Below are 21,982 nucleotides of genomic sequence, written 5' to 3'. Positions count from 1 at the left end.
GTCTGCGTCTGGCGCAATCCTAGCCATCCGCCCTGCGACCACGGCGGGCCGGGGGCCGGGGAGGCTGCGTTCTAGGATGAGCACCATGACGCTCACGATCCCCGCCGATCTCCTCCCCTCCGACGGCCGGTTCGGCTCCGGCCCCTCGAAGGTGCGCCCCGAGCAGGTGGCCGCCCTCGCCGCGGCGGGATCGTCGCTGCTGGGCACGTCGCACCGCCAGGCTCCCGTGAAGAACCTCGTCGCGGAGGTGCGCGAGCGTCTCGCGCAGCTGCTCCGCCTGCCCGAGGGCTACGAGATCGTGGTGGGCAACGGCGGATCAACGGCCTTCTGGGACGCCGCGGCGTTCGGACTCATCGAGCGGCGCAGCCAGAACCTCGTCTTCGGCGAGTTCGGCGGCAAGTTCGCCACGGCGGCCGGCGCTCCCTGGCTCGAGGCACCCGACGTGCGCCGCGCCGAGCCCGGCACGCGATGCGACGCCGAGGCGGTCGACGGGGTCGACGTCTACGCGTGGCCGCACAACGAGACGTCCACGGGGGTCTCCGCACCGATCCGGCGCGTCGCGGGCGACGCCGGCGCCCTCACCGTCATCGACGCGACCAGCGCCGCCGGCGGCATCGACTTCGACGTGGCCGAGACGGACGTCTACTACTTCGCTCCGCAGAAGAACCTCGGGTCGGATGGCGGGCTCTGGTTCGCGGCGATGTCTCCGGCCGCGATCGAGCGGGTCGAGCGCGTCCACGCGAGCGACCGCTACATCCCCGAGTTCCTCAGCCTCTGGAATGCGGTGGACAACTCGCGCAAGCAGCAGACGCTGAACACGCCCGCGCTCACGACGCTGCACCTCCTGGACTCCCAGCTCGGCTGGATCCTCGAGAACGGCGGTCTGCAGTGGGCGGGCGCCCGCACGGCGGAGTCCTCGGACATCCTCTACTCCTGGGCGGAGGCGTCGGACGTCGCGACGCCCTTCGTCGCGGATGTCGCGCACCGCTCGCCCGTCGTCGTCACGATCGACTTCGACGACAGCGTCGACGCAGCCGAGATCTCGAAGACCCTGCGCGCGAACGGCGTGGTCGACACGGAGCCCTATCGCAAGCTCGGGCGCAACCAGCTGCGCGTGGCGACCTTCGTCTCGGTCGAGCCCGACGACGTGCGTCAGCTCACCCGCTGCCTCGACTTCGTGCTCGCGCACCGCTGAGCTCTTCCCCTCGACGAGGAACGCCCCGGCCGATGGCCGGGGCGTTCCTCGTGAGGGGGCGTCTCAGTCGTCGTCGTCCGACTCGTCGTCGTCATCCTCGTCCGAGTCGTCGTCACCGTCCGACTCGTCGTCGTCATCGTCGTCCGACTCGTCATCCTCGTCGGAGTCCTCATCGTCGAGCTCGTCGATGTCGACCCCGTCGACGTCGCCCGCGTGCAGGATCGGCGAGCCGTCCTCGTCGAAGTCGTCCTCGTCGGCGTCCTCGTCGTGGTCGTCCGCGAAGTCCTCGCCGTCCGAGTCGCCGTCGTCGCCCTCGGCGTCGTCGTCGGACGCCTCCGCCGCCGCGGCCTGCGCCGCCTTGTACTCCTGCAGGCGCACCGACCAGGGCACCCACTCGGGAGCGAGCAGCGCGCCCTCACCGGGGAGCAGCTCGACCTCGAGCACGGTGGGCTCGGCCTCCTCGACGACCGCGAGGGTGACGGTCCAGTGCCAGCCGGGGTATCCGCTCAGCGTGGTCTCGAAGCGCAGCGACACCGCGCCGCCCTCTTCCACGGCATAGCCCGCGGGCTCGCCGATCGTCTCCGCCGGCGTCACCTCTCGGAGGGCCGCCAGGGCGAGGTCGTGCGCCTCGAGGAGGCGGGAGTCGGGCGCGGCGCCCGGTTCGGAGGCGTCAGACATCGAGCTCGTCCGCGACCTTGCGCAGCACCGCGGCGACCTTGCGCCCGTGCGACGAGGAGGGGTAGCGGCCGCGGCGCAGGTCGCCGCCGATGTCGTCGAGGAGCTTCACGAGGTCCTCGACGATGACCGCCATGTCGTCGGCGTTCTTGCGCGACGCCTTCGCGAGGCTCGGCGGAGCCTCCAGCACGCGGACGGAGAGCGCCTGCGGACCCTTGCGGCCATCCGCGATGCCGAACTCCAGACGCGTGCCCGCCTTGACAACAGCGCCCGCAGGGAGGGCGCTCGCGTGCAGGAACACGTCGTCGTGTCCGTCGTCCGACGTGATGAAGCCGAAGCCCTTGTCGTCGTCGTAGAACCTGACCTTGCCGGTGGGCATGTGAACCTCGCTGATGCGGCTGGACGTAGAGAGAGGGATCGTCCGATCCCTCCCCTCCAGCCTAGCGCGGTGCCACTATCCTGGTGAGGATGAGCACCCACCCCAGCCCGCAGCCGGCGGTCCGCCGCATCGACCGCATCCTCGCGTTCGCGTCGCTGGGCGTCGTCATCCTCTCCATCGGCTGCTTCCTCTCGGTCATGATCGCCACGTGGGCCGGCGTGACCGACTTCTCCGGCGGGGCATGGCCGGTGGTCTTCCTGGTCCAGCTGATCGGCCCGATCGTCGCCTTCCTCCTGCTCCTCACGCTGCTCATCACGAGCTTCGCGCGAAGGGGACGTGCCTCCCGCGAGGGCTGACGTATGAGCGGCGGCGAGGCACGCGAGCTGGCTGAGCAGCTGGCCGCCCTCTCCGACGCCGACCTCCACGCGCTCCTCACGGGGCGCCACGTCTCGCCGCAGGTGGGATGGCACGACTTCTTCGACGCGGCGGAGGCTCTGCTCGCGCCGGACTCGATCGCGTCGGCCCTGCGGCTCCTGCCTCGAGACGCCCTCGCGGCCCTCGCCGGCGGTCGCCGCGTGCAGGGCGGCATGGTGGCTGCGTCGCTCGTCGGGACGGATGGCCGCGCCCTTCCCCGCGTGGCGGCCGCTCTCGCCGAGATCGACCTCGCGTCCGCCGACGCCTCGCCGCCGCGCCTCGCGGACGACGCGGCGAGCGCGCGTGCGGCAGAGCGCGCCTTCACGACGCTGTCGGCCCTCGCCGACGTGCTCGTCGCCGCCCTCTCGGCTCCGCTCGCGCGGGTCGGCAGCGGATCGGTGGCCGCGGCCGACCGTCGGCGCCTGCTGCAGGAGGAGGTGGCGCGCGACGCCGACGAGCTCGACGACCTGGTCCGGCTCGGCGAGGTCGCGGGACTCCTGCACGCCCTCCACCGCACCTGGGTCGCGACCGAGGCGGGGGCGGACTGGGTGCGGGCGGATACGCGGATGCGCTGGGAGAGACTGGCGAGCGGATGGCGCGACGCGCTTCCCGAGGGAGTGCGGTCGCCGGCAGGAGGCTGGCTGCCCCCCGCGGCATGGGCGAAGGCCTATCCGCTCGATCCCGGCTGGCCGGAGCGCGCGACGACCTGGCTGCGTCTCGGCATCCTCCTCGGGCTCGGCGAGCTCGACGGGCGCGAGGGACGGGAGACGGCATGGGCGCGTCCGATGCGCGAGGGAGCGGCGCCGGACGCCTCCGCGCTCGTCGCGCTCCTCCCCGGCGAGGTCGACCGGGTGTTCCTGCAGAACGACCTCACGGCGATCTCGCCCGGTCCGCTCGCGCCCGCGCTCGAGGTCCGGCTGCGCGGGATGGCGACGCGGGAGACGCACGCGCAGGCGTCCACCTACCGCTTCAGCGAGACCACCCTCTCGGCCGCGCTGGCCGCCGGAGAGACGGCCGAGGCCATCCGCGCGTTCCTCTCCGAGCTGTCGCTCACCGGCATCCCGCAGCCGCTCGACTACCTGCTCTCGCGCACCGCCGAGCGGCACGGCCTCGTGCAGGTGCACACGGACCCCGAGGACGGCAGAACCCGGGTGACGAGCGTCGATCCGCGCATCCTCGAGACCATCGCCGTCGACCAGACCCTGCAGCCGATCGCGCTCGTGCGGGCGGGCGGCGCGCTGCGGACGCGCGTCTCCCGCGACGCCGTCGCCCGTGCGCTGACCGAGGCACGATATCCGGCCGTGGCCGTCGACGAGAGCGGGGCGCCCGTCCCGCTGCACCGCGGGCACGCCGTCCAGCCGGCGAGCGACCCCTCCTCCCGCAGATTGGATCCGCTCATCGCCCGGCTGCGGGCAGCGCACGGCGAGGACGCCGAGGCGGCGTGGCGCGAGCGCGAGCTCGAGTCCGCCGTCCGCGCTCGGGCGCTCGTGGTCGTGACCGTCGCGATGCCGGACGGGGCGGTGCGCGAGTTCACGCTCGAGGCCTCGGGGATGGCGGGCGGGCGACTCCGCGGGCGCGACCGCGCAGTCGACGTCGAGCGCACGCTGCCGGTGGCGCTCATCCGCTCCGTGCGCCCGGCTTGACGGCGCCGGCGGAGAGGGCCGACGCGACGGGCCCGCCCCGAGCCGTGCGGCCATCCCGCCGGTAGAATCGTCAGCTATGTCCGACGGCCCCCTCATCGTCCAGAGCGACCGCACGGTGCTCCTCGAGGTCGCCCATCGCGACGCGGAGACGGCCCGTCACGAGCTCGCCGTGTTCGCCGAGCTCGAGCGGGCTCCCGAGCACATCCACACCTACCGCGTGACCCGGCTCGGCCTCTGGAACGCGCGCGCCGCCGGCCACACCGCCGACGACATGCTGGCCACCCTCGAGCGGTGGTCGCGGTTCCCCGTGCCGCCGTCGGTCAGCACCGATCTGCGCGAGACCGTGGAGCGGTACGGCCGTCTCGTCATCGACCGCGACGACGAGGGACGCCTGCGTCTGACGTCCACCGACCGCGCGGTGCTCACCGAGGTGTCCCGCAGCAAGCGCATCCAGCCGCTGCTCCTCGCGCAGCCGACGGAGGACTCCTTCGTCGTCGAGGCGTGGGCGCGCGGGCAGATCAAGCAGGAGCTGCTGAAGATCGGCTGGCCCGCCGAGGACCGCGCGGGCTACACGCCCGGCACTCCGCACCCCATCTCGCTGCGCGAGGACGACTGGTCGCTCCGCCCCTACCAGCGGATGGCCGTGGACACGTTCCGAGCGGACGGCTCCGGCGTCGTCGTGCTCCCGTGCGGCGCCGGCAAGACCCTCGTCGGCGCGGGCGCGATGGCGGCGACCGGGACGACGACGCTCATCCTCGTGACGAACACCGTCTCCGCCCGGCAATGGCGCGATGAGCTGCTGCGGCGCACCACGCTCACGGCCGAGGAGATCGGCGAGTACTCCGGGCAGTCGAAGGAGATCAAGCCCGTCACGATCGCGACCTACCAGATCCTCACCTCCAAGCGGAAGGGCGAGTACGCGCACCTGTCGCTTCTCGACGCCCTGGACTGGGGGCTCGTCGTGTATGACGAGGTGCACCTGCTTCCCGCACCGGTGTTCAAACTCACCGCCGACCTGCAGGCGCGTCGTCGCCTCGGCCTCACCGCGACCCTCGTGCGCGAGGACGGGCGCGAGGGCGACGTGTTCAGCCTCATCGGCCCCAAACGGTTCGACGCCCCGTGGAAGGAGATCGAGGCGCAGGGCTTCATCTCCCCCGCCGCCTGCTACGAGGTGCGCGTCGACCTCCCCGCCTCAGAGCGGCTCGAGTACGCCGCGGCGGCCGACGACGAGCGCTATCGGCTGGCGGCGACCGCGCCGGCGAAGATCGACGCCGTCCGTCGCATCCTCGTCCAGCACGCCGACGAGCAGGTGCTCGTCATCGGGCAGTACCTCGACCAGCTCGACGAGCTCGCCGATGCGCTGGGGGCGCCCAAGATCACCGGCGCCACGCCCGTCGACGAGCGCGAGCGGCTGTTCGGCGCCTTCCGGGCGGGCGAGGTGAAGCTCCTCGTCGTCTCGAAGGTGGCGAACTTCTCGGTCGACCTCCCCGAGGCGTCGGTGGCCATCCAGGTGTCCGGCTCGTTCGGCTCGCGCCAGGAGGAGGCGCAGCGGCTCGGCCGGCTCCTCCGCCCGAAGCAGAGCGGCCTCACCGCGAGCTTCTACACGCTCATCGCGCGCGACACGGTCGACCAGGACTTCGCGCAGAACCGCCAGCGCTTCCTCGCGGAGCAGGGCTACAGCTACACGATCCTCGACGCGGAGCGCCTCGAGGCCGCGTGAGGCTCCGCCGCGCCCGGCCGATTCGCGCGGTCGGCGTGCCATTCCCCACCCGCCCCCGTCCGACGGCGACATAATGGGGTCATGACCGCACCGCGCATCCTGGTCGTCGACGACGAGCCGAACATCCGCGACCTGCTCTCCCAGAGCCTGCGTTTCGCCGGGTTCCAGGTTCGGACCGTGTCCAACGGAGCCCAGACCATCTCCGCCGTGCTGGAGGAGGAGCCCGACCTCATCGTGCTCGACGTGATGCTGCCCGACATGAACGGGTTCAGCGTCACCAAGCGCCTGCGCGACGCCGGCTACACGGCTCCGATCATCTTCCTCACCGCGAAGGACGAGACCGAGGACAAGATCAAGGGCCTCAACGTCGGCGGCGACGACTACGTGACCAAGCCGTTCAGCCTCGACGAGATCGTCGCCCGCATCCAGGCGGTGCTGCGCCGCACGATGCAGACCGACGAGGAGGAGTCCGTCATCCGCGCCGGCGAGCTGACGATGGATCAGGACACCCACGACGTGTACGTGGGCGACGAGCAGATCGATCTCAGCCCGACCGAGTTCAAGCTCCTCCGCTACCTCATGCTGAACCCCAACCGCGTGCTGTCGAAGGCGCAGATCCTCGATCACGTGTGGGAGTACGACTTCAACGGCGACGCCGGCATCGTGGAGAGCTACATCTCCTACCTGCGTCGCAAGATCGACCCGCACACGTCGGAGTCGCTCATCCAGACCAAGCGCGGCTTCGGCTACATGCTGAAGGTCGACAAGGTCTCCTGACCGTCGGCGAGCCCCGCTCGCCCCGAGGAAAGGCCCGGCCCTGGCACGCAGGCTCGACACGGTGACCCGCTGGTGGCGTCGAGTGAGCCTGCGGGCCAAGGTCACCGGCGTCACCGTGTTCGTGCTGGCGTCGGGGCTGCTGGCCGCGGGGCTCGCGACGCTGCCGATCCTGCGCGTCAACCTGCTGAGCACGGTGGACAGCACCGTGCAGGAGTACGCGCAGTCGAACGTCGCCGAGCGGCTGCTCACTCCCCTCACGACGGCATCGGGCGACCTCATGTTCGTGCCGTCGGACAACGAGCCGCGCACGGAGTACTCCGTCGCCATGTACAACCGCGAGGGCGAGCTGCTCGCCACGGCCGGGGGTGCCGAGAACCAGCCCGAGCCGGCGTTCCCGCGGGAGCTGCCGCTGGATCAGGCCTACATGAAGCGCGGCGACACGCTCATCCTCGAGTCCGCGAGCGGCTCGGGCTCGGGCTTCCACGCCGCTGTCTCGGTCAACACGCTGCAGTCGGAGAGCTACGACCTGCCGTACGCGACGATGATCGCGCTGCCGCTCACCGGCGTGGATGCCTTCGTGCGCACCTACACCGCGGTGTTCACGCTCGTCGCGACCGCGACCGTCATCATCGCCGCGTTCCTCACCCGCGGGCTCGTCACGCTCACGTTCCGCCGCTTCGGCCGGGTCGAGGAGACCGCGATGGAGATCGCCTCGGGCGACTTCAGCCAGCGCATGACCGACATCGAGCCGCGCACCGAGATCGGCCGCCTCAAGATGGCCATCAACACCATGCTCGATCGGATCGACGGCGCCATCGACGAGCGCGACGCGACCGTGCGGCAGATGCGGCGGTTCATCGGCGACGCCAGCCATGAGCTGCGCACGCCGCTCGTGAGCGTGCGCGGCTACGCCGAGCTGTATCGGATGGGCGCGCTGCAGGACGAGGAGGCCACCGCGAAGGCGATGGAGCGGATCGAGGCCGAGGCCAAGCGCATGGCGCTCCTCGTCGAGGACCTGCTCGCCCTCACCCGCCTCGACGACCACCGCGAGCTGGACATCCGCCCCATCGACCTGCGCCCCATCGCGCACGACGCGGCGCTCGACGTGCGGGCAGCGGATCCCGGGCGCGACGTCACGGTCGTCGACCACACCTTCCAGGCGCTCACCGCCTCGGTGACGCTGCCCGACCTCTCTCAGCTCGAGGGCCCTGCGGAGTCGGACGACGCCCCGCGCCGACGGTGGGCGCCGCCGCGCACGGCCGCCATCGCGCGCGCCTCCGCGGCCCTGCGCCGTCGCCGCCCCGCTGCCGGAGACGAAGGCTCCTTCGTCACTCAGCTCGACATCCCCGTGCAGCCGCCGTCGAAGCCCGTCGCACTGCCTCCCATCGTGCGCGGCGACGAGGACAAGATCCGCCAGGTCGTCTCGAATCTCCTGGGGAACGCGCGACGCTACAGCCCGCCCGAGGCGCCGATCGTCATCGAGGTCGGGGTGGACGCCGAAGCGCACACCGGATGGATCGCGATCGTCGACCACGGCGAGGGGGTTCCCGAGTCCATCCGCGAGAAGGTCTTCCAGCGCTTCTGGCGCGCGGACACCTCGCGGGCGCGGGAGACCGGAGGCAGCGGCCTCGGCCTGTCGATCGTGGCCTCCATCGTCGAGTCGCTGAGCGGAACGGTCGAGGTGCACGACACCCCGGGCGGCGGGGCGACCTTCCGCGTCGCCTTTCCCCTCGCACGAGAGGGCGCCGAGCTGTCGCCGCGTGCACAGGCCTCCCCGGCCGCCGTGTCGGCCGACACCGCTGTGGACGACGGCGAGGAGACCGCCGCCGGCTCCTAGCGTGAGAACGCGTCGACCACCGGCGCCGTCACGAACAGGAGCCCAGGATGCCCATCTTCTCCGCCGACAGCGATGCCATCGTCTCGCAGTCCGTCAACGTCCGCGCCACCTGCGACCGCCTGCAGAGCGAGTCCGACACGCTGCTGGGTCAGCTCGCGGAGCTGCAGTCCGTCTGGCAGGGGTCGGCGGCCGCGGGCTTCCAGGGCGTCATGGACCAGTGGCGCTCCGCGCAGCTGGCCATCCAGGATTCGCTCGCCTCCATCGGGCAGGCGCTGAACATCGCCGGCACCCAGTACGCCGACGCCGAGCAGTCGGCCGCGGCGATGTTCCACTGAGGCCGGAGCAGCCCCCGGACGCACAGAAGGGCCCCTCCTCGCGGAGGGGCCCTTCGTGTGAATGGACGTCAGGCCGTCACCGGCCCCGACCCGTCGGGGGTCAGAAGTCCATGCCGCCCGTGGGGTCGGCAGGAGCGGCGGCTGCCTTCTCCGGCTTGTCGGCGACGACGGCCTCCGTGGTGAGGAAGAGGCCGGCGATCGACGCGGCGTTCTGCAGCGCGGAGCGCGTGACCTTCGCCGGGTCGATGATGCCCGCGGCGAACAGGTCGACGTACTCGCCGGTCGCGGCGTTGAGGCCCTGGCCCACGGGGAGCTCGGCGACCTTGTTCGCGACGACGCCGGGCTCGAGGCCCGCGTTGAGGGCGATCTGCTTGAGCGGAGCCTCGATCGCGATCTTCACGATGTTCGCACCGGTCGCCTCGTCGCCCGAGAGCTCGAGGCCCTGGAACGCCACCTTGGCGGCCTGGATGAGCGCGACGCCACCACCGGGGACGATGCCCTCCTCGACGGCCGCCTTCGCGTTGCGGACAGCGTCCTCGATGCGGTGCTTGCGCTCCTTGAGCTCGACCTCGGTCGCGGCTCCCGCCTTGATGACGGCGACGCCGCCGGCGAGCTTCGCGAGGCGCTCCTGGAGCTTCTCGCGGTCGTAGTCGCTGTCGGTGTTCTCGATCTCGCGACGGATCTGCGTGACGCGGCCCTCGATCTGGTCCGCCTCGCCGGCGCCCTCGACGATGGTGGTCTCGTCCTTGGTGATGATGACCTTGCGGGCACGGCCGAGCAGGTCGAGGTCGGTGTTCTCGAGCTTGAGGCCGACCTCCTCCGTGATGACCTGGCCGCCGGTGAGGATCGCGATGTCCTGCAGCTGCGCCTTGCGACGGTCGCCGAAGCCGGGAGCCTTGACGGCGACCGACTTGAAGATGCCGCGGATCTTGTTCAGCACCAGGGTCGCGAGCGCCTCGCCCTCGACGTCCTCGGCGATGATGACGAGCTCCTTGCCCGACTGGATCACCTTGTCGACGACGGGCAGAAGGTCCTTGATGTTGGAGATCTTCTGGTTCGCGATGAGGATGTACGGGTCCTCGAAGACCGCCTCCTGGCGCTCCGGGTCCGTGACGAAGTACGGGTTCAGGTAGCCCTTGTCGAAGCGCATGCCCTCCGTGAGCTCGAGCTCGGTGCCGAAGGCCTGGGCCTCCTCGACCGTGACGACGCCCTCCTTGCCGACCTTGTCGATCGCCTCGGCGATCAGCTCGCCGATCGAGGGGTCAGCGGCGGAGATCGAGGCCGTGGCCGCGATCTGCTCCTTGGACTCGATCTCCTTGGCGCTGGAGAGCAGCTCGTCGGTGACGGCCTTGACGGCCTTCTCGATGCCGCGCTTCAGGCTGATGGGGTCGGCGCCTGCGGCGACGTTGCGGAGGCCCTCGCGGACCAGCGCCTGGGCGAGGACGGTGGCCGTCGTCGTGCCGTCACCGGCGACGTCGTCGGTCTTCTTCGCGACCTCCTTGACGAGCTCAGCGCCGATCTTCTCGTACGGGTCGTCGAGCTCGATCTCCTTGGCGATGGAGACGCCGTCGTTCGTGATGGTGGGAGCGCCCCACTTCTTCTCGAGTACGACGTTGCGACCACGCGGGCCGAGCGTCACCTTGACGGCGTCGGCCAGCGTGTTGAGGCCGCGCTCGAGGCCGCGACGGGCCTCTTCGTCGAAAGCGATGATCTTTGCCATGTGTTTGTCGTCCCTCCCGGACGTAGGTATGGGTTTAGCACTCTCTCAACGGGAGTGCTAATGCCATTTTGGCACTCGACCCCATCGAGTGCAAGCCGGAATCGCGGCGGATCGGGAGGGGTGCCGGTCAGCGCGCGGCCGCGCGGTCCAGCCCCACGACGACCGTCAGCTGCTTCTCGCCCTCAGCGCTGTAGGTGGTGCTCTCGGCCACCTGCGCCGTGCCGATCGCCTCGGCGAGACCGCGGGCGGCCGCCTCGTCTTCGGGGGCCGCGTAGAACACGGTCGTCGCCTCGAAGTCGGTCGTCTCCGAGTCGGCGGTCGTGAGAGCGTCCTCGGCGAATCCGGCCGCCGTGAGCTGGTCGGCGACCTCGTCATCGAGGCCCTCGGTGGCGGTGCCGTTGAGGACGAGCACGGAGTAGGAGGTGTCGACCACGGGATCCGTGGTCTGCACGGTCGACGACGGGGTCGACGCGGTCGGTGCCGTGCTCTGGTGCGAGAGCTGCAGGAAGACGACGATGCCCACGATCATGAGCACGACCGTGGCGACCGCCGCCCACAGGAGCATCGCGGCCGTGCTCATCCCGGGGTTCTCCGCGCGATGCGCGCCGACGCGCCCCGATGTGCGGGGGATCTCGTCGAAGCGGTCCCGGGGGTAGCTGCTCGGCATCCCTCGATGCTATCGGGCGGTCTCGGTGGATCCGCTGGCGACGCGGAGGCGCGCTGCCGTGCGCTCGTCGCGCACGCGACGCAGCCGGTGCACGAGCAGCGGGTCCGCGGCGAGCGCCGCCTCGGTCTCGATGAGCCGGCCGAGCAGCTGGTAGTACCGCGCCGGCGTCAGCCCGAGCTGCGCGCGGATCGCCTCCTCCTTCGCGCCGCCGTGCCCGTTCCAGCTCGCCTCGAAGGCGAGGATGGCGCGGGCGCGGTCATCGAGGTCGCGTGCGGACGGCATTGTCCGAGGCTACGACCGCCGAGGGCCGCCCTCGTTCAGGCTCGCCACGCGACGCGCGCGCCCAGCGGGTCGGCCGCGGCGAGCACTCGCCCGTCGAGGGCGAGCGCGAAGCCGCCGGGCCACGCGCCGCGATCGATCGGCGCGGTCCATCCGTCATGCAGACCGGGAGCGTCCAGCGTGATCCACCGCGCGTCCATCTCCCGGATGGCGGCGATCAGGGCGTCGCGGCGCGCGCGCGGCAGGTACGGCAGCACGCCGGGCGTCGAGACGACGAGCGTCGCCTCACGGGGAGCGCCGGCGGCGACGGCACGGAGGAGGGCCGCGTCGCCCGCGTCGCCCGACACCAGCAGCGGCGGAGCGGCTGCCGCGATGTCGAGGGCCGTCTCGATGCGCTCGCGCCGCCCCTCCTCCCCCGGCCACACCAGGGTCGTGAGCCAGGTGCGGTCGGCATCGCTGTGCGGGTCGCGCGGCTCCAGGTCGATGCCCGCGCGCCACACGACCTCGGGCATCCGCAGCGGCGTCGGCGGTCCGTCCCACTCTGCAGCGAGCACGACGCGAGACGGTCCATCCACCGGATCCACCGCCATCCCCTCGCCGGAGGAGACGGCGTAGCGATAGGAGTAGCGGTCGGGGTACAGGCACAGGCCGCCGGAGGCGCCCAGCTCGAGGAGGGCGATCGGCCCGTCGATGAGCGACAGGGCGGGGAGCAGCGCCGCGCACCGCAGCGGCTCGTTGGTCTGCAGGCTGCGGGCAGCGCACTCGGCGACGATGTCGTCGGCGCGGGCGAAGACGAAGGCGGCCCACTCCGCCGCGTCGAGCGGAGCGCCGAGCAGCCGCGTGACGGCGAACACGAGCGGCGGCTGGCGGTGCGCGGCCGGAATGCGCGCGAGAACGGCGGCGAGCGCGTCGTCCGACGCGACGCGGAGCGCCCACTCCTCGTACACGTGCGAGCGCCCGGGGGCCTCCTCCGCGGCGAAGCGCGCGAAGCGCTCCCTGACCTGCTCGACCTCGTCCATCCCGGCCATTCTCCCCCGTGCGACCGCCCACCCGGCCGGCCCGGGCCATCCGCCGCGGCAGTAGAATCGAGGCATGTCGTACCAGGTCGAGAAGTCTGATGAGCAGTGGCGCGAGGAGCTCTCGCCCGAGCAGTACGCGGTGCTGCGTGAGGCCGGGACCGAGCGGCCGTGGACGGGCGAGCTCCTCGACGAGGAGCGCGCGGGTCTCTACACGTGTGCGGCGTGCGGCTCGGAGCTGTTCCAGAGCGGCACGAAGTTCGACTCGCACTGCGGATGGCCGAGCTTCTACGAGTCGGTCCGGCCGGAGGCCGTGCAGCTGCTCGAGGACAGCAGCCACGGGATGGTGCGCACCGAGGTCCGCTGCGCGGACTGCGGCTCGCACCTCGGCCATGTCTTCCCCGACGGCTTCGGCACCCCGACCGGCGACCGCTACTGCATGAACTCGCTGTCGCTGAACTTCACGCCAGAGGCGTGAGCACGCCGACCTCGGGCTCGGCGCTGGAGTCCGTCCGAGCCCGACGCTCCTGGTCGAAGGTCACCGACGACGCACCCACGCGCGAGGAGCTGCTGCCCCTCATCGCGGCGGCCTCGCGCGTCGCCGACCACGCGAATCTCACGCCGTGGCGGCTCATCGAGCTGCGCGGCGACGATCGGCTGCGCCTCGGCCGGGCCATCGGCGAGGCGACCGGCGACGGCCCCTCCATGAAGCCGCTGCGCGCGCCGCTTCTCATCGCGATCGTCTCGAGCCCCCAGCCGAGCGACAAGGTCGAGGAGTGGGAGCAGGAGGCGGTGGCATCGGGCGTCGCGCACATGCTGAGCCTGCTCCTCGACGAGGCGGGGTGGGGCGTCATGTGGCGCACCGGCGGATTCGTCCGCGCCGCCGCTGTCGCGAAGGCGCACGGCCTCACGCGCCGCGAGAAGCTGCTCGGCTGGCTCTACGTCGGCGGGCGCCCGCCCCGCGAACGGGAGGCGTTCCGCGCGGCGGTCGACCCCGACCGCGTGCTCGGGCGGATGCCCGGCGGGGACGCCCGCTAGGTCGAGCCCGGGCGGGTCGCGCTCAGCAGGGTCGAGCCCGGGCGGGTCGCGCTCAGACGAGCGCGGAGCGCGCGCGACGGCGGGTGCGGGTCGAGCGCACGCGCGCGGCGGCCGAGGCCGGCTTCGCGCGCTCCTCGAGCACGCCGAGGGCGGCAGCGAGGGAGGCGTACTCCCCGATCGGAAGGCTGTGGCGGTCGTGGGCGAAGTGGCGGTGTCCGTCGATCGTCACGAACCCGGCGAACTCGCCGGCGTGCGTGGCGACGAAGACGTCGTCTGCCGCCTGCTTCCAGGCAAGCGGCTCGCCGGTATGGTGCGGGTCGTGGAGGCGGGGCATGGTCATGTTCACTCTTCTCGTCTGTTGCGGGCACCCGCGGGCGGATGGCCCGGATGCGACGGCCGCGGCGACTCCCGCTCGCTTCGGTGCGGCGGATGGCGCTGGGCCGGTGAGCTGAGGCGAGGGCCGTGAGAGGCGGCGAGTTCGCACTGCAAGCTCCCGTCAGTCTACCCGAGTGGGGCTGAGAGGGCGCCAGATGTCCGGGATCGGCGCTCGCGCCGCCCCGGCGATGTCGGCGGTCGGACGTAGCCTGGCGATCGTCCCGACGGCGTGACGCGCATTCGCCTCGACCTCTCGAAGGAGCGCCCGCCGCCATGATGGGGACCTCTCACGCCGCCAGCGGTGCCGCCGCCTGGATCGCGCTCACTGCCACGGCCCTTCCCGCCGTCGGCGTCCACGAGCTGACGCCCGCCGCGGTCCTCCTCGGCGCGCCCATCGCCGCGGGGGCGGCGCTCCTGCCCGATGCCGATCACCACAGCGCGACCGTGGCCCGTGCGGTTCCCGTCGCCGGGCGACTGGCCGCCGAGGTGCTCGGCGCGGTGTCCGGCGGGCACCGCAAGGGCATGCACTCGCTGCTGGCGGTCGTCGCAGTGATGATCGGCATGCGCTTCCTCGGCCAGCTCGTCTGGCAGCCCGGCGGCGACGCGGAGCCGTTCCTTCTCGGCGTCGCGCTGGCCGTCGCGGCGTGCACCGCGCCCGCACTCAAGGCACTCCGCATCGCGCGGCGCTGGGGGCCGGCCTGGCTCGGCGGCGCGGCGCTCGGCGCCATCGCGGGCCTGCTCGCTCCCGAGCAGCTGACGTGGCTGCCCTGGTGCCTCGGCGTCGGCTACGTCGCGCATATCGTCGGCGATCTGCTGACGACCGGCGGCGTGCCGTTCCTCTGGCCGATCCGCATCCCCGCGCCCCGGTGGGCGCGGCGCACTCCCTTGCTGCGCCACGTCTGGCTGCGTGGCGGCGGCGTCGCGGTGCCGGTGCTCGGCGACACGGGGTCGGGGCGCGAGAAGCTGCTCGCCCTCGCACTCGGCGCCTACGCGCTCTGGGGAATCTGCGCGGAAGCCGCCACGGCCATCCGCCTGGGGAGCTGACCCGCTCGCTCGGGCGCCCTGCCCCTGCCCTTCCCGCGAGACCTCATGCCGTGCGCGAGACCGCGTGCGGCGGACGAGGTCTCGCGCCCGAGGTGAGGTGTCGCGGGTGAGATGACGACGCCTCCCCGGGGGGTCTTCACCCAGGAGAGGCGCCGGCAGGGCAGGCGTGTGTCGTAGCCGAACTACGCCCCCGATTGGCCCTGCGACGAGCGGTCCCCGCACGCGCCTCTGGGAAACGCACGGCGTGAAGGATTCGCTCGCCGATCAGCATAGTTGACGGCGAGAGCACTCGCGTCCACGCGGAGAAATGTGGTGCCGGCTACCGGGTTCGAACCGATGACCCCCTGTTTACAAGACAGGTGCTCTACCAACTGAGCTAAGCCGGCGATGGCCCCGAAGGGACCAGGAAAGCATACCGTCGCGCGACGGCCGCTCCCGCTACTCGGCGGGCGCGGGCGTCGGCGTCGCGGTGGAGTAGTACGCGTCGCTCGACACCGTGAGCACGAACTGCGCGAACTCGGCCGGGTCGTCGAGCTGGCCCTGGTAGGGCCGGCCGTTCACGAGGATCATCGGCGCACCGGCGAGCTCGACGCCGTCGGTGTCGGGCAGCGGCTTCTGCAGCACGTCCTGCGTGGTGTCGCTCGCCCAGGTGACGAAGTCCTCGTTCTCGATGCAGTCGCGCACGGCGTCCGCGTCGTCGGCGCCGACGGCGGCGGCCATGGAGGCGAGCTCGTCGTCGGTGTAGCCGTCGCTGTCGGCGGAGGGCTGATCGACCAGCAGAGCGTGGTTGTAGGCGAGCGCGGCCTCGGGCGAGTGCGTGCGCACGCAGGCGACGGCGCCGGCTGCGCGCAGGGAGTACTTGGTGCCGTTGGACTTCGCGGTGAGGAGGGCGACGGGGTGGTAGGCGAGATCCGCCGCACCCTGCGAGACCCACTCGGCGAGCTGCGCGGCATTGGTCTGCTCGAACTCCGCCGACCCCTCCGAGAGGTAGTCGACGTACACGCGGATGCTCACCGACGACGCGGACGAGCCCGAGGCGCTGTCGGCCTCGGGAGCCGGCTCCTCGGTCTGCAGCGAGGTCGTGGCCATGGGCGTGAGGTCATCGCCCTTCCCCACGACCAGACCGTTGTCGTCGAGGTTCTCGGGCGACAGCGTCGGCCGGTTGAGTGCGGGGAGCACGGCGCTCGTCACCGCGAAGGCGATGGCGGCGACGGCCGCGACGATCACCAGCGCGATCCCGCCGCGACGCAGCGCCTTCGCTCGCGTCTGCCTGGCCTGGACCTTCTGCGCTTTCTCCCGCACGGCGTCGCGTCGCTCGCTGCCCGCGGGAACGATCGGATTCTCGTTCGTCATCGCCTGCTGCACTCCCCCTCGCCGCCTCGGGTTCAGGGCGGTCGACCTCGACGATGCTAGAGCGGGTCACTGAGAAACACCCACGCACCAGGTGCACGAATGCCGCCTTTCCCACCGGCGGGGCCACCGCCATCCGCTGGGTCGGAAAGCGACTCCCCCGAAAGTCGCCGATCGATGCCATACTGTCCCCAGGTCCAACGACGGACCTGCGGCGGCTCACCCCGTCGATTCCATTCACTACGGATCGTCCGGCACGTACCTGCCGGTGAAGGAGAACAGTCATGGCCAGTGTCACTTTCGACGACGCCACGCGGCTCTACCCGGGCGGCACGCGCCCCGCGGTGGACAACCTCAACCTCGAAGTGGGCGACGGCGAGTTCCTCGTCCTGGTCGGCCCCTCGGGCTGCGGCAAGTCCACGTCGCTGCGCATGCTCGCGGGCCTCGAGGAGGTCAACGACGGCCGCATCCTCATCGGCGACCGCGACGTCACCGACGTGCCGCCGAAGGACCGCGACATCGCGATGGTCTTCCAGAACTACGCGCTGTACCCGCACATGACCGTCGCCGAGAACATGGGCTTCGCGCTCAAGATCGCCGGCGTCAACAAGGACGAGCGCGCGAAGCGCGTGCAGGAGGCGGCGAAGCTCCTCGACCTCGAGCAGTACCTCAACCGCAAGCCGAAGGCCCTCTCGGGTGGTCAGCGTCAGCGCGTCGCGATGGGACGAGCGATCGTCCGCGAGCCGCAGGTGTTCCTCATGGACGAGCCGCTGTCGAACCTCGACGCCAAGCTCCGCGTGCAGACCCGCACGCAGATCGCATCGCTGCAGCGCCGCCTCGGCGTCACCACGGTCTACGTCACGCACGACCAGACCGAGGCGCTCACCATGGGCGACCGCATCGCGGTGCTCAAGGACGGCGTCCTCCAGCAGGTCGGCACCCCTCGCGACCTGTACGAGAAGCCGAACAACGTGTTCGTCGCCGGCTTCATCGGCTCGCCCGCGATGAACCTCTTCCCGGCCCCCATCGCCCAGGGCGGCATCGCCTTCGGCACGCGCGTGGTCCCCGTCGAGTCCACCGCGCTCAACCGCGCGCACGGCTCGCAGGTCACCGTCGGCATCCGCCCCGAGGACTTCATCGTCGGCCCCGGCGGCGCCGACGGCCTCGCCGTCAAGGTGGACCTCGTCGAGGAGCTCGGCGCGGACGGCTACCTCTACGGTCACGTCGAGGGCTCCGACGCGCAGATCGTCGCACGCGTCGACGGCCGCTCGCACCCCATGGCCGGCGAGACCGTCTCGCTGCTGCCGACGCCCGACCACATCCACGTCTTCGACGCGGAGACCGGCGAGCGCCTGCTCGACAAGGCCATCGCCTCGGCGTGACCCTCGCACCGCGGCGCGGTCGGACCTCCTGGTCCGGCCGCGCCGTCGGCGTTTCTGCGAGAGGATCGTGTACATGCCCGACTCCCTCCGCATCACCGCCGCCGAGATCGACCCTCAGCTGCTGACGCTGCCCTGGCGCATCCCCCTCGCGGAGTGGCCCAGCAGCGCCATCGTGAAGCTGCCGAAGGGCATCTCGCGCCACATCGTGCGCTTCAGCCAGCTGTCGGAGACCGTCATCGCCGTCAAGGAGACGACCGCGGAGATGGCGCAGCGCGAGTACGACCTGCTGGGCGCGCTGCAGCGTCTCGAGGCGCCGTGCGTGCGTCGGGTCGCCGTCATCGACGGGCGCGCCGACGAGCAGGGGCGGCCGCTGCCGGCGGCCCTCGTCACCGCGCACCTCAAGTTCTCGATGCCGTACCGCGCGCTCTTCACGCAGACGCTGCGCCCCGACACCGCCACGCGGCTCGTCGACGCCCTGGCGCTGCTCCTCGTGCGCGTGCACAAGGTGGGCTTCCGCTGGGGCGACGTCTCGCTCTCCAACACCCTCTTCCGCCGCGACGCGGGCGCGTTCGCCGCGTACCTCGTCGATGCCGAGACCGGCGACATCTACGAGGGCGGGCTGACGGATGGCCAGCGCGAGCACGACATCGACATCGCGCGGACGAACATCGCCGGGGAGATCATGGATCTCGAGGCCGGCGGCCGCGTGGAGATCGGCGTGGACGCGGTCGAGGTCGCCGACCAGCTCGTCGCCACCTACCGCGAGCTGTGGTCGGCCCTCACCGAGGCGGAGTCGTTCGCCCTCACCGAGGCGTGGCGCATCACCGAGCGGGTGGAGCGGCTCAACGCCCTCGGCTTCGACATCGACGAGATGACCATCGAGACGGATCCCGAGGGCACGCGCGTGTCCATCCAGCCGAAGGTCGTCGACGCGGGCCACCACCGGCGTCGGCTCCTCCGGCTCACCGGCCTCGATGCGGAGGAGAACCAGGCCCGCCGTCTGCTCAACGACCTCGACGAGTACCGGTCGCGCACCGCGCGCAGCCGTGACGAGGACGTGGCGGCGCACGAGTGGCTCACCCGCGTCTTCGAGCCCGTGGTCCGCGCCATCCCGTACGAGCTGCGCACGAAGCTCGAGCCGGCGGAGGTGTTCCATCAGGTGCTCGAGCACCGCTGGCACCTGTCGCAGCAGCGCGGCGCCTCGGTGCCGCTCGCGGAGACCCTCACGAGCTACATCCGCGACGTGCTCCGGCATCGCCGCGACGAGGCCACGATCATGGGCCCCCTCACCGAGACGCTCACCTCGACGATGTCGACGACCGGCCCCACTCGCGACTGGCGCGACCTCGTCTGACCCGGCGGATGGCCCCGCTCACGCGAGCGGGGCCATCCGCTGTGGCTCGAGCAGCCGTCGGGGCACCGCGCTCGCCCGGGGCACCACGCTCGCCCAGCCGCCTCGCCCGCCCACGGCACCTCGCCGTGTCCTCGCTCGGAGACCGCCTGCTCGCTCGCGGACCACGCGAACGACATCGCGCCATCCCTCGGATACCGCGCCTTCGCGCCGAGACCGCGCCTCCGCTCCGCCTTCCGCGCGCCGACGCTCCGAGACTTCGTGCGCTGCACGCGTTCTCGGAGCATTCATGCGGCCTGGGAGCGCGCAGGCGGTCTCGGAGCACTCGCGCCTGCGCGGCCCAGCGCCCCGGTACGCCGAAGGCCCCGGTCCGATCGGACCGGGGCCTTCGGGTGCGAAGCGGCGGACTACGCCTGAGCGGCCCGGATCGTCGACACCTGGTACAGCGCGACGGACGCGGCGATGCCCGCGTTCAGCGACTCGGTGACGTCGGAGATCGGGATCGACACGACCTGGTCGCAGGTCTCGGTGACGAGGCGCGAGAGGCCCTTGCCCTCGCTGCCGACGACGATCACGACGGGGCGGTCGGCGAGCTCGATGGACGGCAGCGACACGTCGCCCTCGCCGTCGAGTCCGAGCACGAACACGCCCTGCTTCTTGAACTCCTTGAGCGTGGTGGTGAGGTTCGGCGCGATCGCGACGGGGATGCGCGCGGCGGCGCCGGCGCTCGTCTTCCACGCGGCCGAGTTCACGCCGGCCGAACGTCGCTGCGGCACGATGACGCCGTGGCCGCCGAACGCGCCGGTCGAGCGGATGATCGCGCCCAGGTTGCGGGGATCGGTGATGCCGTCGAGGGCGATGAACAGCGGCGTGCGACCGCGGTCGATGACCTCCTCGAGGAGATCCTGCGGGTGCGCGTACTCGTACGGCGGCACCTTGAGGGCGACGCCCTGGTGCACGCCGTCGAACCCGGCCATCCGGTCGAGCTCGGGCCGGGTGACCTCGAGCACGGGGATGTCGCGGTTGCGCGCGATGACGAGCATCTCCTTGACGCGGTCGTCCATCTCCACGCGCTGCGCGATGTAGAGGGCGGTCGCGGGGATCTTCGCGCGCAGCGCCTCGAGCACGCTGTTGCGCCCGGTGACGTTCTCGGTGTCGTCCTTCGGGCGCGCGCTGCGCTGCGCGGGCTTCTGCGCGCCGCCGCCGCGCTTCGCGTTCAGGCGCTCTGCCGACTGCTTGCGCTTGTGCGCGACGTGGTACGGCCGGTCCTCGGCCTTCGGGGTCGGGCCCTTGCCCTCGAGCGAGCGGCGGTTCTTCCCGCCGGTGCCCTTCGTGGGGCCCTTCTTGCCCTTCGCGGCGCCGGGCCGTCCTGGCTTAGCCATTGATACTCCAAGTGGTTCCGTGTGCGGTGTCTTCCAGGGCGATGCCCGCGGCCGCGAACGCGTCGCGGATGCGGTCGGCACCGGCCCAGTCCTTCGCGGCGCGCGCCTGCGCACGCTGAGCGATGAGCTGCTCGACGAGCGCGGAGAGGGACTCCGCCGCGGGTCCGTCACCTGATGCCTGCGCGAGTGCGCCGAGCGGATCCAGACCCAGGACATCCATCATGGCGGAGACGGCTGAGAACGCGCCCCGCGCACCCGCCTCGTCGCCCGCATCGAGGGCGGTGTTCCCCGCGCGCACCGTCTCGTGCACGACCGCGAGCGCCTGGGGCACCCCGAGGTCGTCGTCCATCGCGGCGACGAACGCCTCCGGAAGCGCGGCCGCGTCGGCGCCGGCCTCATGCGCGCGCAGGAAGCGCTCGAGGAACGTGCGGATGCGCGAGAGCGCGGCGTCCGCCTCCCGCCACGACGACTCGGTGAGATCGAGGTTCGAGCGGTAGTGCGCCGCGGCGAGCGCGTACCGGACGACGAGCGGGTCCTGCGCGGCGAGCACATCGGACGCGAGCGTGAAGTTGCCCAGCGACTTCGACATCTTCTGGCCGTCCACCGTCACGAGGCCGTTGTGCACCCAGTAGCGGGCGAAGGCGTCGCCGGCCGCGGTCGACTGGGCGAGCTCGTTCTCATGATGCGGGAAGCGCAGGTCGAGCCCGCCGCCGTGGATGTCGAACTCGGCGCCGAGGTACCGGCGCGCCATCGCGGAGCACTCGATGTGCCATCCCGGGCGCCCCTCGCCCCACGGCGAGGCCCAGGTCGCACTGCCCGGCTCGCCCTCCTTGGCGCCCTTCCAGAGCGCGAAGTCGTGCGGGTCGCGCTTGCCGCGCGGGTCGGCGTCGGCGGCGTCCTCCATAGCGTCGACCGACTGGCGCGTGAGGGCTCCGTAGCCGGGCCAGGAGCGGACATCGAAGTAGACGTCGCCCCCGGCGGCGTAGGCGTGCCCGCGGTCGACGAGCTCCTGGATGAGCTCCTGCATCTGCGGGATCGATCCCGTGGCGCGGGGCTCGTACGTCGGCGGGAGGATGCCGATGGCCGCGTACGCGGCGGAGAACTCCTGCTCGGTGCGGTACGCGAGCGCCCACCACGGCTCGTCGTCCGTCGCGTTCGCGAGCACCTTGTCGTCGATGTCGGTGACATTCCGCACGAAGGTCACGCGGGGATGCCGCGCCGCCAGCCAGCGCCGCAGCAGGTCGAAGGCGAGGGCGGCGCGCATGTGGCCGATGTGCGGCCCGGACTGCACGGTCGGCCCGCAGACGTAGAGGGTCACGTTCTCCGGGTCGAGGGGCGCGAAGTCGCGCAGGGCCTGCGCGCGGGAGTCGTACAGCCGGAGGGTCACCCCCTCAGACTACTGG

The 21,982-nt window shown here is 71.8% G+C and carries 22 protein-coding genes and 1 tRNA gene; 12 read left to right on the top strand and 11 right to left on the bottom strand.

Translation table 11 applies throughout. The annotated features are described in order from the left end of the window. Window positions 1-85 precede the first annotated feature (85 nt). Entirely contained in the window at window positions 86-1,195 is a 1,110-nt protein-coding gene (gene serC, locus D7D94_RS13600; protein WP_156243129.1) for a phosphoserine transaminase, read from the top strand. Between the two features lie 63 nt (window positions 1,196-1,258). Here serC and D7D94_RS13595 read toward each other — a convergent pair whose 3' ends face one another. Beyond that, a complete protein-coding gene (locus D7D94_RS13595) occupies window positions 1,259-1,873 on the bottom strand; it encodes a DUF3027 domain-containing protein (RefSeq protein ID WP_156243128.1) in 615 nt (204 codons plus the stop codon). Beyond that, window positions 1,866-2,249: a cold-shock protein gene (locus D7D94_RS13590; RefSeq protein ID WP_156243127.1), complete on the bottom strand. Its 384-nt coding sequence runs from the start codon at window positions 2,247-2,249 to the stop codon at window positions 1,866-1,868. The genes D7D94_RS13595 and D7D94_RS13590 overlap by 8 nt, the downstream gene beginning before the upstream one ends. An 89-nt stretch (window positions 2,250-2,338) precedes the next feature. On the opposite strand from D7D94_RS13590, the gene D7D94_RS13585 reads away from it, so the two are divergent. The 6 genes from D7D94_RS13585 (at window position 2,339) to D7D94_RS13560 (ending at window position 8,975) form a co-directional block, all read left to right on the top strand. Continuing rightward, window positions 2,339-2,605, top strand: coding sequence for a multidrug ABC transporter ATPase (locus tag D7D94_RS13585; protein WP_156243126.1), 267 nt, complete (start codon window positions 2,339-2,341; stop codon window positions 2,603-2,605). A gap of 3 nt (window positions 2,606-2,608) precedes the next feature. Then, a complete protein-coding gene (locus D7D94_RS13580; protein ID WP_156243125.1) occupies window positions 2,609-4,306 on the top strand; it encodes a helicase-associated domain-containing protein in 1,698 nt (565 codons plus the stop codon). Between the two features lie 76 nt (window positions 4,307-4,382). Next, window positions 4,383-6,026, top strand: coding sequence for a DNA repair helicase XPB (locus D7D94_RS13575; protein ID WP_156243124.1), 1,644 nt, complete (start codon window positions 4,383-4,385; stop codon window positions 6,024-6,026). 81 nt (window positions 6,027-6,107) lie between these two features. Next, window positions 6,108-6,803, top strand: coding sequence for a response regulator transcription factor (locus tag D7D94_RS13570; protein ID WP_156243123.1), 696 nt, complete (start codon window positions 6,108-6,110; stop codon window positions 6,801-6,803). A 61-nt stretch (window positions 6,804-6,864) separates the two neighbouring features. Then, window positions 6,865-8,640 carry a HAMP domain-containing sensor histidine kinase gene (locus D7D94_RS13565; protein WP_246171809.1) on the top strand — a complete coding sequence of 592 codons (1,776 nt, stop codon included), beginning with the start codon at window positions 6,865-6,867 and terminating at the stop codon, window positions 8,638-8,640. Window positions 8,641-8,687: 47 nt separating this feature from the next. Further along, window positions 8,688-8,975 (top strand): WXG100 family type VII secretion target, encoded by a 288-nt coding sequence (locus tag D7D94_RS13560; RefSeq protein ID WP_156243121.1) that lies wholly within the window; start codon window positions 8,688-8,690, stop codon window positions 8,973-8,975. A 100-nt stretch (window positions 8,976-9,075) separates the two neighbouring features. Here D7D94_RS13560 and groL read toward each other — a convergent pair whose 3' ends face one another. The 4 genes from groL to D7D94_RS13540 form a co-directional block, all read right to left on the bottom strand. Next, window positions 9,076-10,695, bottom strand: coding sequence for a chaperonin GroEL (gene groL, locus D7D94_RS13555; RefSeq protein ID WP_156243120.1), 1,620 nt, complete (start codon window positions 10,693-10,695; stop codon window positions 9,076-9,078). A 127-nt stretch (window positions 10,696-10,822) separates the two neighbouring features. After that, window positions 10,823-11,362 (bottom strand): LytR C-terminal domain-containing protein, encoded by a 540-nt coding sequence (locus tag D7D94_RS13550; RefSeq protein WP_156243119.1) that lies wholly within the window; start codon window positions 11,360-11,362, stop codon window positions 10,823-10,825. 9 nt (window positions 11,363-11,371) lie between these two features. Continuing rightward, on the bottom strand, window positions 11,372-11,644 hold the full coding sequence (locus D7D94_RS13545; protein ID WP_156243118.1) for a DUF3263 domain-containing protein: 273 nt from the start codon (window positions 11,642-11,644) through the stop codon (window positions 11,372-11,374). Window positions 11,645-11,679: 35 nt separating this feature from the next. Continuing rightward, window positions 11,680-12,660: a DUF2332 domain-containing protein gene (locus D7D94_RS13540; protein WP_156243117.1), complete on the bottom strand. Its 981-nt coding sequence runs from the start codon at window positions 12,658-12,660 to the stop codon at window positions 11,680-11,682. 73 nt (window positions 12,661-12,733) lie between these two features. On the opposite strand from D7D94_RS13540, the gene msrB reads away from it, so the two are divergent. Together msrB and D7D94_RS13530 are read left to right on the top strand one after the other, a co-directional pair. After that, complete coding sequence (gene msrB / locus D7D94_RS13535) at window positions 12,734-13,135, top strand: peptide-methionine (R)-S-oxide reductase MsrB (protein ID WP_156243116.1); 402 nt, start codon at window positions 12,734-12,736, stop codon at window positions 13,133-13,135. Further along, window positions 13,132-13,695, top strand: a complete 564-nt coding sequence (locus D7D94_RS13530; RefSeq protein ID WP_156243115.1) for a nitroreductase family protein — start codon at window positions 13,132-13,134, stop codon at window positions 13,693-13,695. Before msrB ends, D7D94_RS13530 begins: the two co-directional genes overlap by 4 nt. Window positions 13,696-13,747: 52 nt before the next feature. Here D7D94_RS13530 and D7D94_RS13525 read toward each other — a convergent pair whose 3' ends face one another. Then, window positions 13,748-14,035, bottom strand: coding sequence for a hypothetical protein (locus D7D94_RS13525; RefSeq protein ID WP_156243114.1), 288 nt, complete (start codon window positions 14,033-14,035; stop codon window positions 13,748-13,750). A 308-nt stretch (window positions 14,036-14,343) separates the two neighbouring features. Here D7D94_RS13525 and D7D94_RS13520 point away from each other — a divergent pair, with 308 nt between their 5' ends. Beyond that, window positions 14,344-15,114, top strand: coding sequence for a metal-dependent hydrolase (locus tag D7D94_RS13520; protein ID WP_156243113.1), 771 nt, complete (start codon window positions 14,344-14,346; stop codon window positions 15,112-15,114). A 310-nt stretch (window positions 15,115-15,424) separates the two neighbouring features. On the opposite strand, the gene D7D94_RS13515 is transcribed toward D7D94_RS13520, so the two are convergent. Continuing rightward, window positions 15,425-15,500, bottom strand: a tRNA-Thr gene (locus tag D7D94_RS13515). A gap of 52 nt (window positions 15,501-15,552) precedes the next feature. Next, window positions 15,553-16,467 (bottom strand): DsbA family protein, encoded by a 915-nt coding sequence (locus D7D94_RS13510; protein WP_156243112.1) that lies wholly within the window; start codon window positions 16,465-16,467, stop codon window positions 15,553-15,555. Between the two features lie 281 nt (window positions 16,468-16,748). Here D7D94_RS13510 and D7D94_RS13505 point away from each other — a divergent pair, with 281 nt between their 5' ends. Both D7D94_RS13505 and D7D94_RS13500 read left to right on the top strand, forming a co-directional pair. After that, window positions 16,749-17,846, top strand: coding sequence for an ABC transporter ATP-binding protein (locus tag D7D94_RS13505; protein ID WP_156243111.1), 1,098 nt, complete (start codon window positions 16,749-16,751; stop codon window positions 17,844-17,846). Between the two features lie 73 nt (window positions 17,847-17,919). After that, window positions 17,920-19,200: a DUF4032 domain-containing protein gene (locus D7D94_RS13500; protein ID WP_156243110.1), complete on the top strand. Its 1,281-nt coding sequence runs from the start codon at window positions 17,920-17,922 to the stop codon at window positions 19,198-19,200. 404 nt (window positions 19,201-19,604) lie between these two features. Here D7D94_RS13500 and rlmB read toward each other — a convergent pair whose 3' ends face one another. Next, window positions 19,605-20,579, bottom strand: coding sequence for a 23S rRNA (guanosine(2251)-2'-O)-methyltransferase RlmB (rlmB, locus tag D7D94_RS13495; protein ID WP_156243109.1), 975 nt, complete (start codon window positions 20,577-20,579; stop codon window positions 19,605-19,607). After that, on the bottom strand, window positions 20,572-21,966 hold the full coding sequence (cysS, locus tag D7D94_RS13490; RefSeq protein WP_156243108.1) for a cysteine--tRNA ligase: 1,395 nt from the start codon (window positions 21,964-21,966) through the stop codon (window positions 20,572-20,574). Before cysS ends, rlmB begins: the two co-directional genes overlap by 8 nt. Between the last annotated feature and the right edge of the window lie 16 nt (window positions 21,967-21,982).

It is taken from the genome of Microbacterium oryzae (assembly GCF_009735645.1).
Taxonomy (GTDB): Bacteria; Actinomycetota; Actinomycetes; order Actinomycetales; family Microbacteriaceae; genus Microbacterium; species Microbacterium oryzae.
Note: the sequence above shows the minus strand (reverse complement) of the source record. Positions and strands in the feature narration are given on the sequence as shown.

Bases quoted from the DNA above. Each gene is read 5' to 3' on its own strand.
- D7D94_RS13580 (WP_156243125.1), top strand. From the start codon at position 2,609: ATGAGCGGCGGCGAGGCACGCGAGCTGGCTGAGCAGCTGGCCGCCCTC.
- D7D94_RS13595 (WP_156243128.1), bottom strand. From the start codon at position 1,873: ATGTCTGACGCCTCCGAACCGGGCGCCGCGCCCGACTCCCGCCTCCTC.
- D7D94_RS13545 (WP_156243118.1), bottom strand. From the start codon at position 11,644: ATGCCGTCCGCACGCGACCTCGATGACCGCGCCCGCGCCATCCTCGCC.
- D7D94_RS13505 (WP_156243111.1), top strand. From the start codon at position 16,749: ATGGCCAGTGTCACTTTCGACGACGCCACGCGGCTCTACCCGGGCGGC.
- D7D94_RS13575 (WP_156243124.1), top strand. From the start codon at position 4,383: ATGTCCGACGGCCCCCTCATCGTCCAGAGCGACCGCACGGTGCTCCTC.
- D7D94_RS13560 (WP_156243121.1), top strand. From the start codon at position 8,688: ATGCCCATCTTCTCCGCCGACAGCGATGCCATCGTCTCGCAGTCCGTC.
- rlmB (WP_156243109.1), bottom strand. From the start codon at position 20,579: ATGGCTAAGCCAGGACGGCCCGGCGCCGCGAAGGGCAAGAAGGGCCCC.
- D7D94_RS13540 (WP_156243117.1), bottom strand. From the start codon at position 12,660: ATGGACGAGGTCGAGCAGGTCAGGGAGCGCTTCGCGCGCTTCGCCGCG.
- serC (WP_156243129.1), top strand. From the start codon at position 86: ATGACGCTCACGATCCCCGCCGATCTCCTCCCCTCCGACGGCCGGTTC.
- D7D94_RS13590 (WP_156243127.1), bottom strand. From the start codon at position 2,249: ATGCCCACCGGCAAGGTCAGGTTCTACGACGACGACAAGGGCTTCGGC.
- groL (WP_156243120.1), bottom strand. From the start codon at position 10,695: ATGGCAAAGATCATCGCTTTCGACGAAGAGGCCCGTCGCGGCCTCGAG.
- D7D94_RS13570 (WP_156243123.1), top strand. From the start codon at position 6,108: ATGACCGCACCGCGCATCCTGGTCGTCGACGACGAGCCGAACATCCGC.
- msrB (WP_156243116.1), top strand. From the start codon at position 12,734: ATGTCGTACCAGGTCGAGAAGTCTGATGAGCAGTGGCGCGAGGAGCTC.
- D7D94_RS13510 (WP_156243112.1), bottom strand. From the start codon at position 16,467: ATGACGAACGAGAATCCGATCGTTCCCGCGGGCAGCGAGCGACGCGAC.
- D7D94_RS13550 (WP_156243119.1), bottom strand. From the start codon at position 11,362: ATGCCGAGCAGCTACCCCCGGGACCGCTTCGACGAGATCCCCCGCACA.
- D7D94_RS13585 (WP_156243126.1), top strand. From the start codon at position 2,339: ATGAGCACCCACCCCAGCCCGCAGCCGGCGGTCCGCCGCATCGACCGC.
- D7D94_RS13525 (WP_156243114.1), bottom strand. From the start codon at position 14,035: ATGACCATGCCCCGCCTCCACGACCCGCACCATACCGGCGAGCCGCTT.
- D7D94_RS13500 (WP_156243110.1), top strand. From the start codon at position 17,920: ATGCCCGACTCCCTCCGCATCACCGCCGCCGAGATCGACCCTCAGCTG.
- D7D94_RS13520 (WP_156243113.1), top strand. From the start codon at position 14,344: ATGATGGGGACCTCTCACGCCGCCAGCGGTGCCGCCGCCTGGATCGCG.